8 protein-coding genes are annotated in these 13,530 nt (G+C 67.6%); 6 read left to right on the top strand and 2 right to left on the bottom strand.

The window, feature by feature from the left end; translation table 11 throughout:
* Nucleotides 1–206: 206 nt before the first annotated feature.
* Nucleotides 207–1,226, top strand: coding sequence for a helix-turn-helix transcriptional regulator (locus tag RKE50_RS05255; protein WP_350034962.1), 1,020 nt, complete (start codon nucleotides 207–209; stop codon nucleotides 1,224–1,226).
* Here the strand turns inward: RKE50_RS05255 and RKE50_RS05250 are convergent.
* Nucleotides 1,223–2,239 (bottom strand): serine hydrolase domain-containing protein, encoded by a 1,017-nt coding sequence (locus tag RKE50_RS05250; RefSeq protein WP_350034961.1) that lies wholly within the window; start codon nucleotides 2,237–2,239, stop codon nucleotides 1,223–1,225. The two genes, RKE50_RS05255 and RKE50_RS05250, sit on opposite strands and share 4 nt — an antisense overlap.
* Nucleotides 2,240–2,417: 178 nt before the next feature.
* Between RKE50_RS05250 and RKE50_RS05245 the strand changes: the two genes are divergently transcribed.
* The 5 genes from RKE50_RS05245 (at nucleotide 2,418) to RKE50_RS05225 (ending at nucleotide 10,039) form a co-directional block, all read left to right on the top strand.
* Nucleotides 2,418–3,527, top strand: a complete 1,110-nt coding sequence (locus tag RKE50_RS05245) for a P1 family peptidase (protein ID WP_350034960.1) — start codon at nucleotides 2,418–2,420, stop codon at nucleotides 3,525–3,527.
* A gap of 78 nt (nucleotides 3,528–3,605) precedes the next feature.
* Nucleotides 3,606–4,640 carry a quinone oxidoreductase family protein gene (locus RKE50_RS05240; protein WP_350034959.1) on the top strand — a complete coding sequence of 345 codons (1,035 nt, stop codon included), beginning with the start codon at nucleotides 3,606–3,608 and terminating at the stop codon, nucleotides 4,638–4,640.
* Nucleotides 4,641–4,665: 25 nt separating this feature from the next.
* On the top strand, nucleotides 4,666–6,159 hold the full coding sequence (locus RKE50_RS05235; protein ID WP_350034958.1) for a class I adenylate-forming enzyme family protein: 1,494 nt from the start codon (nucleotides 4,666–4,668) through the stop codon (nucleotides 6,157–6,159).
* A 131-nt stretch (nucleotides 6,160–6,290) separates the two neighbouring features.
* Nucleotides 6,291–9,248: a TonB-dependent receptor domain-containing protein gene (locus RKE50_RS05230; RefSeq protein ID WP_350034957.1), complete on the top strand. Its 2,958-nt coding sequence runs from the start codon at nucleotides 6,291–6,293 to the stop codon at nucleotides 9,246–9,248.
* A 122-nt stretch (nucleotides 9,249–9,370) separates the two neighbouring features.
* Nucleotides 9,371–10,039 (top strand): response regulator transcription factor, encoded by a 669-nt coding sequence (locus RKE50_RS05225; RefSeq protein ID WP_350034956.1) that lies wholly within the window; start codon nucleotides 9,371–9,373, stop codon nucleotides 10,037–10,039.
* On the opposite strand, the gene RKE50_RS05220 is transcribed toward RKE50_RS05225, so the two are convergent.
* Nucleotides 10,031–13,519: a hybrid sensor histidine kinase/response regulator gene (locus RKE50_RS05220; RefSeq protein WP_350034955.1), complete on the bottom strand. Its 3,489-nt coding sequence runs from the start codon at nucleotides 13,517–13,519 to the stop codon at nucleotides 10,031–10,033. The two genes, RKE50_RS05225 and RKE50_RS05220, sit on opposite strands and share 9 nt — an antisense overlap.
* Between the last annotated feature and the right edge of the window lie 11 nt (nucleotides 13,520–13,530).

Below are 13,530 nucleotides of genomic sequence, written 5' to 3'. Positions count from 1 at the left end.
CGAGGGGCGGCCGGCTTGTTGCCGTGGCCGCAATGTCATTCATCTCCGACGCGGGATGATCCGGCCCCGGGGCGGGCGCCAACCGGGGCTACTGCAAGACGCCAGCTTGCCCTGTCGCCGGCAAGCTGCTAGCTTCGCTGGAAACGTCACCGGGCACAAGATAAATGCCGGAAGAAATCGCACTTCCCGACGTCTCGGAGAAGGTCGTGGGTGGAACCCACAGGGACCTCGAGGCACTGCTTAACGCCCTGGCGAAGAGCGCCAGCCGCGGCGGCAAGGTCACCCGGGAGCCACACCTCGTCGGCCTGACCAGCCGGCTGCCGCCGGGAATCGGCGTCGGCAGCTGGCAGTACATCCAGCTCTCCCCTCACCTGATCCTCTCGCTCACGGATGCGGAATACCATCGGGATGCCCGCATCGACATCGAGGGCGACGATACCTTCAAGGTCCGCGTCGTCCTTCGCGGTCGCATTCGTGACGGCGCGGGCGGCACGCCACTGCAGGCGCCCTTCGTCTATGTCGAGGCCTACCCCGGCAAGAGCGCGGACAGCTACGAAATCCTCGGCGGCAAGATCCAGATGATCGTCCTGCACTGCCGCGTTGGCGAACTCACCGAGGGCCTCGGTCTCGATACCATGCCGATGCCGGAGCCGATCTCGCAGCTCTTCACCGGCTCCCGCTCACCGCTGCCCAGCGGCAACGCGGTGCGCATCGGCGCCGAGGTGATGCGTGCAGCCACGGACATCTTTGCCGCGATACACCAGTACCCCGAGCCGCTGCTGCCGCCGTTCCTTCGCGCCAAGGCGCAGGAGATTCTCTGCTCGGTGCTCAGGCAGCTCGCCGCGCCGACCGCGGACAGCACCGCTCACGGGCTGCGCAGCCGCGATGTGAACCGTATCTACGAAGCGCGGGACATCGTCCTTGCGAACCTGGAAACCCCGCCTTCACTCGCGGAGCTGTCCCGGGCCGTCGGCGTCTGCCAGACCAAGCTCAAGGCGGGCTTCAAGGCCATTTTCGGTGCCACCGTCTTCGAGTACATCCGGGCACGACAGATGGAGCGCGGCCTGGAACTGCTCCTGGGCACTGACAAGAGTATCTCGGAGATCGCCTACGAGGTCGGCTATCGCTACCCGGCAAACTTCACCCACGCCTTCAAGCGCCACTTCAACTACCTGCCGACGCAGGTGCGGCAGTCAGAAGATGACGCGGAGGACTCCGCTGCCTAGCTGCACCCTCCGGGCGCGGTAGCAAGCTCGAGCACCGAGAAGGCCTCCCACTCGGGGGCGGCACGTCCGAAGTGGCGATACCACCAACGGCTTGCAGGACCCTGGCCGGTGTTATTGAGGGTGACGATGGCCGTCCGTCGCCCGCGGTCGACGACGATGCGCTGCCCGCCGGAACCCAGCGCCCACCAGCTGTCCGAGTTGGCCTTGTACCACCACAGCAGTCCGTAACCGTCCCAGATGCCGTAGGGGACCGTCGAGTAAACGCTCAGCGTCTCCCCGACCCAGCCGGCCGGTATCACCTGCTGCTGCCGCCAGCGTCCACCATTGGCATAAAGCGCCCCAAAGCGGGCGAGATCCCGCGCGCTCATGAAAAAGCGGTACATCGCAAGCCCCGCGCGCTCGTCTGCGGGCTGCCAGACAACGTCACCGGGCTCGAAGTCCTCCATGCCGACGGGTTCGGCGATCCAGGCCTGGAAAGCCTCACCGAGCGCCATACCCGTGACCTGCTCGAAAAGCAGCCCCAGCGCATTGAAATCCCAGTTGTTGTAGTAAAAATGAGCGCCCGGTGGATAGCTGCCGCGTTCCGGCTTGCGCCGACGCATGGAAGGGCTCTCGCCATGCGCGGGCAGGTAGATGCCGGACCGGGCCTCGAGCAGCTGGCGCAGTGTCGCCTTCCGCTCGCTTGTTGACAGCGGGTGCAGCGCGTCATCGAAACCCAGCTGGCCGAGGCTGGCGTCTAGGTCGACCAGGCCGCGCTCCGCGGCAACGCCGTAGAGGGCGCTCACCAGGCTCTTCCGCACCGAGGCCACGTTGTACTCTTCAGACAGCGCGCCACTCCCGTAGGCGCGCTCCTGTCTGCAATACACCACTACCGCATCGGACTCGAACTGCACGACCTGCGCGTCAAGTGCAGCGGCCAACTCGGTCGAAAGCGCCGCGTGAACGCACGGCGCGACGGCCAGCAGCAGGACGACGAGTAAGCCCGGGGGCGCCCAGGTTCGTCTGTTTCGCACTGGCTTTCTCCCGCTATTTCGGTCTCCGAAGCCGCCCCAGTAAAGCAGCTAGGGCGCGGCCTGCACAGCGTGTGAACTATCCGGCGCGCCATAACAGGACTGCCGCACGACGCGGCTGCTTGCGAGCGGACCGTGGGCACGTAGACTGACGCTTATCACTCTTCCGGGACCGCAGGCGATGGCAGCTTCCTCGCGTCGCATCAGGGATTACGGCTTCAGCCCCGGCGTACTGACGCCGGGGACGCGCAACGACCTCTCCGACATCGCCGGCGTCCGCGTCGGGCAGGTCACCCGGGAAGACGGCGAGCACCGGCGTACCGGCGTCACCGCCATCCTCCCCCACGGCGGGAATCCCTACCTGGAGCGCGTGCCCGCCGGGCTGGCGGTGGGCAACGGGCACGGCAAGCTGGCCGGCGCCACCCAGCTCAAGGAACTGGGCGAACTGGAAACCCCCATCGTCCTCGTTAACACCCTCTCCGTCGGCAGAGCCGTAGAGGCCCTGGTCGACTGGACCCTCGCGCAGCCCGGCTGCGAGTCAGTTCGCTCAGTCAACGCAGTGGTGGGCGAGACCAACGACAGCCCCCTCAACGCGATCCGCCGCCGGGGCCTGGACGCGGAAGACATCCATGCCGCCCTCGCCGCAGCCTCGGGGGAACCCGTGGCCCAGGGCGCCGTGGGCGCTGGCACCGGGACCATGGCCTTCGGCTTCAAGGGCGGCATCGGCTCAAGCTCGCGCGTGCTGCCGGCGGCGGCCGGCGGCTGGCAGGTGGGCGCGCTGGTGCAGGCAAACTTCGGCGGCACGCTGCAGATCGAGGGCCTGCCCCTCGGCAAGCGGCTGGATCACTACTGGCACCCGGAGCGCACCGGCTACACGCGCGACGAGGCGGCTGGCTCGATCATGATCGTTGTGGCGACCGATGCCCCGGTCTCGGACCGCAATCTCACGCGGCTGGCGCGCCGCGCCCTGGCCGGCCTGGCGCGCACGGGCGCGAACTTCCAAAACGGATCCGGCGACTACGCCCTCGCCTTCGCCACCCATCCGGCGGTCCGGCGCCGCCAGGGTGCCGGGCTGACCGAGCAGCGGACCGAGGTGACCAACGAGGCCATGTCCGGGCTGTTCCTCGCCGCCATCGAAGCCGTGGAAGAGGCAATCTACAACGCCCTGGTCGCTGCGGACCCTGCCACTGCGACCGACGAGCTGGATGGCAGCACCGTCAGCGCAGGCTCGTTGCTGGATCGTGCCGGTCCGGCCCTGTCGCCGGATGTCGACAACGGCCCCAACAAGTAACGTGACTGGACGCATGGGTAGGTAACGCCCGCGGCTCTTACCATGACGGCGAAGACAACCTCAGTAAGGGATTACAGCATGTCCGGACCGCTTCCCGAGCAGATGCGCGCTGTCTTGACCGTCAGCCATGGCGGGCTGGATCAACTGGTCCTGAAAACAGATTACCCGGTACCGACGCCCGGACCGGAGGACGTCCTGCTGCGTGTCGCCGCCACCGCGGTCAACTTTCATGACCTGTTCACGCGCCGCGGAATGCCGGGGATCAAGCTGCCACTGCCGGTGGTGGTGGGTTCCGACTTCGCCGGTGAGGTCGTCGCCCGGGGAAGTGCGGTCGAGACACCGGGCATTGGCGACCGGGTACTGGTCGACCCCGTGGATTTCAGCACTGGCAAGCCGTGCATGTATGGCGAAGTACTGGATGGAGGACGCGCCGAATACGTGGCCGTGAAAGCCGCACTGTGCATTCCGGTGCCCGACACGGTGAGCCTGGAACAGGCGGCGGCCCTGCCGCTTGCCTACGGGACCGCCTATCGCATGCTGTTCACCCAGGGCGGCGTGGCGGCGGGAGATCGGGTTCTGGTGCTCGGTGCGAGCGGCGGCGTCGGCGCTGCCTGCGTACAGCTGGCAGGCGCCGTGGGAGCGGAGGTCATCGCCTGCGCGAGCACGGACGAGAAGCTGGCCCGCCTTGGCGATGCGGGGGCGACGCACCTCGTCAACTACCGCGAGGAACCATTCCTCGATGCGGTGCGACGGATCTACGGCAAGCCTCGGGTCGCCGGTGGCGGTGGTGTCAGCGTGGCAGTCAATTTTACCGGCGGAGACACACTGCCCGACACCCAGCGCTGTGTCGAGAAAGGAGGCCGGATCCTCTGCTGCGGCGCTACCGCCGGCTTCGATCTCGCCCTCGATGCACGCTACTGGTGGACCTACGAACACCGGATGATCGGCTCGAACGGCTGGACCCGGCAGGATCTGCTTGACCTGCTGGCGATGATCGCCGAGGGTCAGTTGGACCCGCTCATCGACAGTACCCTCCCCCTGGAGCAAGCGGCTGATGCCGAGGCCAGGCTGGAAGACCGCCGGGTAGTCGGCAAACTCCTGCTACGACCCTGAGCTCACCATGGTCGGTAGCGCGAACATGAACAGCAACTTCGGCAGCCTGCTCAGCGCTGGCTCCGGTGCGGTTATCGATGGAAGCCGGCAGTTCCGGCTGGTCACCGCCAGTGCGCTCGATCGATGGATCGATGAGCTGGCCCGAGGACTGGCGGCCCTGCCGCTCGAGCCGGCCAGCCGGATCGCGCTGCTCGGTGAGAACAGCACTGGCTACCTGGCGCTTTACTTCGCGATCATGCGCGCCGGCCATGTGGCCGTCCCCCTGAATCATCGCCTTCCCGACGAAACACTGCATTTCATCCTCGATGATGCCGAGGTGAGCCTGGTGGCCCGGGACCGCCCCTTCGCGGCACGCGTGCCCCGGCAGGTGCCCACCATCGGCCTGGACGCGCCGGCAGGCGAGCTTCTCGACCAGCTATCGGCCACCGCTGTCCGGCACGCTGCCGACAACGCGAGCTTCGCCGGGCTCTGCAAGATCCTCTACACCTCGGGCTCTACTGGCCGGCCCAAAGGTGTCCTCCTCGCACACGAGGGCATGCGCTGGGCGCTGGCGCGGGGCCTGGAGGACCTGGTGGGCGTGCGGGGCGAGACGGGGCTCGTGGTAGCACCCTTCTATCACAAGAACGGCCTTTATTTTTCTTCGCTGCTGCTGGCGAGTGGTAATCGCATCGTGACCCTGCCGCGCTTCAGTGCCAGCGCCTACCTCGACGCGATCGTCACGCAGCGCTGCAGCTGGCTCACCGGTGTCCCCACAATGTTCGCGCTGCTCGCCAGGGAGGACTGGCAGAGGCGTGAGTTCGATCACGTCACGCGCATCAATGTCGGCTCAGCACCGTTGAGCGACTCGCTGCTCGAAACGATGCGGCGCATGTTCCCGGCGGCCAGCATCACCAACGGCTACGGCACTACGGAAGCCGGCCCCGCCATCTTTACCCGTGCCGGCCTGGGCCCCGACGCCTGCCCCCGCGCACTCGGCAAGCCGGTTCCCGGTATCGAGCTCCGGCTCGGCGACGGCGACACCGCTGTCGGGGTCGACGAGGGCATCCTCTCGGTGCGGGCCCCGTCCCTGATGCGCGGATACCTCAACCTGCCCGGCCAGACCGCGCAAACGCTTCGCGATGGCTGGCTGGTCACAGGCGACATCATGCGCCGCGACGCCGAGGGCGTTTACAGCTTCGTGGGGCGCGCCGATGACATGTTCGTCTGCGGCGGCGAGAACATCTACCCGGCAGCGGTCGAGTCGCTCCTCGAGCGGTGCCCGGGCGTCGAACAGGCCGCCGTGCTGCCGCTTGCGCATGAAACCAAGGGACAGGTACCCGTAGCCTGCGTGGTACGCGCACCCGGCTCACCCCTTTCCGCCGAGGAACTGAAGGCCTGGTCCATCGCCCACGGGCCGGCCTATGCGCATCCCCGGCAGATCCTCTTCTGCGAGGCCCTGCCCATGGGCACGACGCTGAAAGTCGACAAGCGCGCGCTCGCAACCCGCTTCGACGACGGCCGGAGCAGTAGCGCCGTCTGAGGCGCGGCGTACCGCAATGACAATGCGGCAGGCACCATAAGGGTTTTTCCAGGGCTGCTTGCTAAGCTCCCGGGGCGTCCTACGGCCTGCGCAGGACGCTCCATAACAGCGAAAACCGAGAGGGCAGCAGCATGAAGAGCAGCGCGAACGCACGAAACGGCTCACGCCACAGCGACACGCACCCGAAGCTGTATACCAGGCTCCAGCGCAAACCACTGGCGGCCTGCATTGCTGCCCTCGCTCTCGGTGCGGTGCAGGCACACGGGCAGGAGACCGCACCGGACGTCATCGAGGAGGTGATGGTGACCGGTTCGCTGATCCAGCGCGACGACTACGTCGCGGCCAGCCCGGTGGTCACCCTCGGCGAAGAGCTGTTCGAGAATTTCGGCGTCACCACGCCGGACCAGCTGCTGGACACCCTGCCCCAGTCCCTGGGCTCCTACAGCGCTCGCTCGAACAACCCCGCAAACGCGGGGATCGCCTCCGTCAACCTGCGCGGCCTCGGCCCCAACCGCACCCTCGTGCTCATCGACGGTACCCGGGCCATGCCATCGGACGGCACCAACCTCATCGATGTCAGCCTGATTCCCTCCGCGCTGATTCGGCAGGTGGAAATCATCAGCGGCGGCGCCTCCGCGACCTACGGCTCCGATGCGCTGGCCGGTGTCGTCAACTTCAGCCTCGATCACAAGTTCGAGGGCTTCAACATTGCCGGCCAGTTCGGCACGACCGCCGAGGACGACGGCGAGGAGACGGCGCTGGAACTCGTCTGGGGCACGCGCAGCGCCGACGACCGTTCCGGGATAGTGCTCTTCGGCAGCTACGTGGACCGCGAGTCCGTCAGCGCCCAGGACCGCGGCAATACCGCCTGGCCGATCAGACGTACCCGCAACGAGTCCGGCGAGATCGTCGACAGCTTCATCAACGGTCGCCTCGAAGAGGGCCGGGCCCAGCTGTTCGGGAACCCACCCAGCCAGGAGGCGGTGGACCAGGTCTTCGGCGGCTATGGCGTCGCACCGGGCCTCGACCTCTGCTCAGGGGGCAACTGCAGCGTGGGCTTCAACCAGGACGGCACACTGTTCAGCCTGTCGCCGCTCGAGAACTTCCGTGACCCGCAGCCGTCCGTGTTGACCGACCCCTACGGTGGCAACTTCGATGATCCCGGGTTGCTGCAGATTCCCCTCGAGCGTTGGAGCATTGGTGCCCTGGGAGACTTTGCCGTGAACGACCGGGTAGAACTCTATGGCCGCTTCATCTATTCCCACCGCAAGGTGGAGCGCCGGATCGGACCCCCTTCCGTTGGCGGTGGCGGCTCCTTACCGGTCTTACCGGCACCCAACAACAGCGTACCGATTCCCGAAGACCTTGCGACACTCCTGGCCTCGCGCCCCGACCCGAATGCCCCCTTCTTCGTGGAGCGCGCCTTTAATGAGCTGGGCGGTCGCGGCGCAGTATTCAAGGACGACCACTACCAGTTCCTCGGCGGCCTGCGCATGCGCCTCGGGGAATCCTGGAACCTGAATGTTCATGCCTCCTACGGGGAACTGGACCGTGAGGAAACGCAGCCGGGCACGCTGAGCATTCCCGCCCTGACGCAGCTGCTCACTGGCGAGGGGAGCTGCGGCGATGGCTTCGAGCTGTTCGGACGAAACAGCATCTCCACCGAGTGCGCGGAGTTTCTCACCTATATTCCCGAGTACAACAGCACCTTCGACCAGACAGTGGTGGAAGCCGTATTGTCTGGCCCCGTCTTCGAACTGCCCGCGGGCCCGTTGCTGATAGCGCTCGGCGCCAGTTACCGGGAAAATGGACTTGACTACGAGGGTGACGCGTTCGCCACGGCAGGAAACACCATCGGCTTCCGGGCACAGGATTTCAACGACGGCTCCGTGGACGTGAGCGAAGTCTTCGCCGAAGCAGTTATCCCGATTCTCGCCGACATGCCCGGCGCAGAGCTCCTCGAGGCCACCCTGGGCTACCGGATCTCGGACTGGTCCACTGCCGGCGACGTCGACTCCTACAAGGCGGAGCTCAACTACCTGCCCGTTGAAAGCGTCCGACTCCGGGCTTCTTTCCAGCGCGCAAACCGCGCGCCGAACCTGACCGAGGTGCTGTTCACGGCCGGCGATGCCAACGAAAACATCCCCGTCGACCCCTGCAGTGCCAATTCCCCCTACCGCACTGGCCAGGTACCGGGCGTCAATCCGTCACAGGTCGCCGACCTCTGCCTCGCACAGGGCGTGCCTGCCGTAGCGATCGACAGCTTCGAAGGACCGACGTCGGTTTCCGGTGTGTTCGAGGGCAACCCGAACCTCTCCGAGGAGAGCGCGGACACCTTCACGGCAGGCATCGTGTGGACACCGCTGGACAACCTGTCGATGTCCCTCGACTACTATGAGATCGAAGTCGAGGATTTCATCAACTTCTCCGCGTTCAACCCGCTCCTCGAGCGCTGCTACAACGCCTTCGGCGGCAACCCGGGCTACGACCCCGGCAGTAACTTCTGCCAGTCCTTCAGCCGCAACCCGCAGACCGGCGGCATCGTCGATATCCAGCGTACCTACCAGAACGTCGCGCTCGTGGAGCGGGTGGGCTGGGATTTCCAGCTGAACTACAGCCTGCTTCTGCCGGAGGGAATGGGCGACCTCGGGGTAAACGTTCTGCTATCCAACCTCGCCGAGGCTAACGAGCAGGAGTTCGTCGGCGAGGAAGTCACGGACTACGCGGGGTCGATCGGCAGGCGCATCTTCCAGACCCTGCCGGAGTACCAGAGCAACGTCACCCTCAACTGGCGCCGCGACAACCTGGGCCTCAACCTGCGCTGGCGCTACATCGACGGCATGGAAAACCGGCGCAGCGTCGACAACCCCGCGGACACGTCCTCCGTCGGCACGCCCAGCATGGACTATTTCGACCTGACGGGTGTCTGGAACATCACGGACCAGCTCACCGCAACGATCGGTGTGCTCAACCTAACGGACGAGGAACCGCCGATCTACACGTCCCCCCTGGACTACAACACCGACCCCAATACCTATGATGTGCTGGGGCAGCGGTTCTTCGGGCGGGTCAACTACCGCTTTAACTAAGCGTCGTTCTGCAAGCATGACGCCCCTGGCCACACTGGGAATCGTGTGGCCTTTTTTGGTTTTACAGCACGGGTAAATCCCGCACAATGACGCGCAAACAATAAGGAGCCGGAGGTTCAACCGTGCGCTGCGTCATCGCCGACGACCATCCCCTCTTTCGCAGCGCCCTGGCCGCGCTTCTCAGCGACAGCGGCCTGGCGAGCCGCGTGGAAACCGTTGCCGATGTGGCGGCGCTGCAGGCACAGATCGACGCCGAGGGCGCGCCGGAGCTGCTGCTACTGGACCTGCACATGCCCGGGGCGAGCGGCTTCTCCGCTCTTGGCTGGTATACGGGCGCCTATGCCGGTAACCCGGTGGTCATGATCTCCGCCAACACCCACCCGGATACCGTGCGCCGGGCCATCGACCTCGGCGCCGCGGCTTTCCTGTCAAAGTCCGCGAGCACCGATAGCATCGGCGGCTGCCTGCGCCGCGTGCTCGCCGGTGAGCGGGGCCTGCACCCGGACCTCGCCATCGGCAGCGAGGGCACGGGGCTGAAGGCCCTGGACGTGGCCGAGGCCATCGGCACGCTCACGCCGCAGCAGTTCCGCGTGGTTGCCATGCTCGCCGAGGGCCTGCTCAACAAGCAGATCGCCTGGGAGCTTGGGGTGAAGGAGGCCACGGTGAAGGCACACATGACAGAGATTTTCCGCAAGCTCGGCGTGCAGTCGCGAACGCAGGCGGTACTCGCTCTCGGCAACCTCAACGTGCCGGAGCCGGACGCCATCGCGCAGCCACCGGGCTCAGCGTAGCGCCAGCAATAGCGCGCGCAGCCGCGCCGGGTTCACCGGCTTGGGCAGGAAGCGGTAGCCCGCCTCCCGCGCGGCAGCACGCACTGTCTCGCCGTCATCGGCGCTGATCACGATGCACGGCGGTGCCGCCGGGAGGTCCGCCGTGACCGTCGCCACCGCCGTCACGCCGTTGTCGTTCCCGTCGAGGTGATAGTCGGCGAGGATCGCATCCGGCCGGCGCTCCGCGAGGGCGTCGGCGAGGGCCCCGCGATCCGCGCAGACCCGCACTGCGCAACCCAGCGACGAAAGGAGAGCGCGCATGCCCTCGCGCACCCGCGCGTCGTTGTCCAGGCAGATTACCTCGCAGCCAGCCAGCTCGAGCTCCGGCGCGGGCGCCGTTGCCTCCGGCTCGGCGACCGCGCCGGCGCTGCCGCGGGACAGCTGCACCGAGAACAGCGTGCCGCGCCCCTGCTCCGATTCCAGCCGCAGCGGCAGTCCAAGGAGATCCGTGTAGCGCCGTACGATCGCGAGACCGAGCCCGAGACCCTCGTCGTCACCCCCGGCGCGGGCGCGCTCGAACTCCTCGAAGATGCGCGCCCGGTCCTCCGGCGCGATGCCCGGACCCTGGTCGAGCACCTGGATCTCCGCCCGCCCCGGCCGGCGGCGCAGCCCGATGAGGACCCGGCCCGGGGCCGCGTACTTGATCGCATTGGCAACGAGGTTCTGCAGCACCCGGTAGACGAGCGCCCGGTCGCTGTGCAGCCACAGGCTGGATGACACCCAGCGCAGCTCCACGCCGGCGCGCTGTGCCTGCGGCTCGAACTCCTCGCGCAGCTGGCGCAGCAGTTCCGCCGCGGGGAACGGCGCCGCCGTAACCTTCTGCCGGCCCGAGTCGAGACGCGCCATCTCGCGCAGCTCGGCGATGAGCTGCTCGGCACGCTTTAGCGCGTCGTCGATTTGTCCGACCGTCTCGCCGACGTCGCCCTCCGCCGGCACCCGGTTGCGCAGCGCCGCGACGAACAGCCGCGCGGCGTTGATCGGCTGCAGCAGGTCGTGGCTGGTGGCCGACATGAAGCGCCCGCGGCGTCGGTTGGCCTCGCGCAGGCTGGCTTCCGCAGCGGCGCGAAGGCGGTTTTCCCGGCGCAGCTGCGCGTTGCTGTCGGACAGGCTCGCAGAGCCGGAGGCCACCCGCGCCTCGAGTTCCTTCTTCGCATCCTCGAGTTCTTCCACCACCTCGCGGTAGTCGGTGATGTCGATGTAGGTCGTGACGAAGCCGCCCTGGGGCATGGGGTTGCCGCGGATGTCGATCACCCGGCCGTTCGGCATGCGCCGCTGCAGCCGGTAGGCACTGCCCTGGCGCAGCCAGGCCAGGCGCTTTTCCACCTCGGCATCGCTGTTCGCCCGGCCGCGGCCGAGGATGCCCCGCTCCCAGTTGAAGCGATAAACGCGCTCGATCGGGGAACCCACGTAGAGGAAACGCTCCGGGTAATCGAACATCCTCTCGTAGCGCGTGTTCCATGCCACCAGGCGCAGTTCCCGGTCGACCACGGAGACACCCTGGAGCATGGATTCCAGCGTGGACTCCAGGAGACTGCGGTTCACGCTGTACTGCTGGTTGAGGTCGCCGACGAGGCCCGCGAGGTCGGCGAAGTCCAGTTGCCGGCTCTCCTCCAGCTGCGCGAGGACCCGGCTCGCGGAAGCCGCCCCGATCACGCCGGCCAGGGCCGACTCCACCCGGTGCAGGGCGAAGGCCGGGGCCCGGTCCCCGGGCAGCAGCCGCTGCTCGTAGGTGGCCTCGATGCCGCGCCAGAGCCGGCTGCTCGCCTCTTCACCGAGCAGCGGCGGCAACAGCGCCTGCAGCTGGCTGACCCGGATCGGGCTGAGTTCGAAGTCGTCATCGATCGTTTCGCCCTCGCCGGAAAGGAACAGCCGCGCCTGGCGCCGGTCCGCGGCCGAGGGTGAGAGCACAAGGCTGAGGAGCACCAGCAGGGCCGCGTTCACGCCGAGGCTCCAGCCCGTGGCGTGGGCGAGGCGCGCGCTGTCGGCAGTGCCGAAAAGGCTCACGGGAGACAACCAGCCGATGCCGAAGGGCCCCTCGGCGAGGAGCCCTGCACCGCCTGGCAGCTGCGCGGGCAGCACGGCGCAGTAGAACCACAGGCCCAGCCCCGCCAGCAGGCCCACGGTCACCGCCCCGCCGTGGGCCCGGCGCCAGTAGAGACCGGCGAGCAGCGCCGGGGCGAGCTGCGCCGCGGCGAGGAAGGACATGAAGCCGATCTCGGCCAGCCAGGGGATGCCCGAAAGCGTGCGCGACACGCCCCAGGCGGCGAGGAGGATGGCAACAATGGTGACCTGGCGCACCCGGCGCAGGCTGTCACCGAGGTTGAGGATGAGCCGCGGCGACCCGGCCCGCAGGCGCATGGCGACGGGCACGGCGACCTCGTTGGTCACCATGATCGCGAGACTCACGGTGGCGACGATCACCATGCCCGTTGCGGCGGAGATGCCGCCGATGAAGGCGGCGATGCCGACCCAGTCGCGGCCGAGGGCGAGCGGCAGCCACTGGGTGTAGGTATCCGGTGCGACGCTGTCGCCGAGGGCCCCGGCGAGCTGGGAACCGGCGAGGCTGATGGGCATGGCGAGCAGCAAGAACACGCCGAGGTACGCGGGCAGCAGCCAGCGCGCATAGCGGGCGTCCTCGAGGCTCTGCGCCTCCACCACGGACACGTGAAACTGCCGCGGCAGGCAGAGGATCGCCAGCGCGCTGATGAGCGTGCGCGCGTAGAAGTCCGCGCTGTCGACGGCCCGGGCCGGCGACAGCGCGTCGGGCGCCAGCGCCCCGCGCACGTCGGTCCCGCGCAGGTAGAGAACCGCCACGGCCGCCACCGCGACGAAGGCGAGCAGCTTGACCAGGGATTCCACCGCCACTGCGTTCATCACGCCGAGGTGACGCTCCCGCCCGTCCATGCGCCGGGTGCCGAAGAGGATCGTGAACACCGCGAGGATGATCGCGACGAACAGCGTCGTGTCGCCCATGGCCCCGGCCTCGCCGCCGACCACCGTGGCCCAGGCCTGGGCCAGCGCGCGGAACTGCAGGGCGATGTAGGGCAGCACGGCCGCGGCCGCCACCGCCGTCACCAGCATGGACAGGGTCTGGCGCTTGCCGTAGCGCGCGCCGATATAGTCGGCAATGGAGGTCACCCGGTGCTCGACACCCATCTGCACCAGCCGGCGCACCACGGGCCAGCCAAGCAGGAACAGCAGCATCGGGCCCAGGTAGATCGGCGCATGGCTCCAGGGCGTTTCCGCCGCGCTGCCCACGGCACCGTAGAAGGTCCAGGACGAGCAGAACACGCCGAGGGTCAGCGCATAGACCAGCGCCCGCAACCGCGGCGAGGACGCAGCGGGTGATCGCGCACCGAGCCGGTCCGACCACCAGGCGACGGCGAACAGGAGGACGATATAAAGGAGCGCGAGGGTTAAGAGGTTCGACGGAGCCGTCACCGCGCCAGGCC

This window comes from Pseudohaliea sp. (genome assembly GCF_040217025.1).
Lineage (GTDB): Bacteria > Pseudomonadota > Gammaproteobacteria > Pseudomonadales > Halieaceae > Pseudohaliea.
Note: the sequence above shows the minus strand (reverse complement) of the source record. Positions and strands in the feature narration are given on the sequence as shown.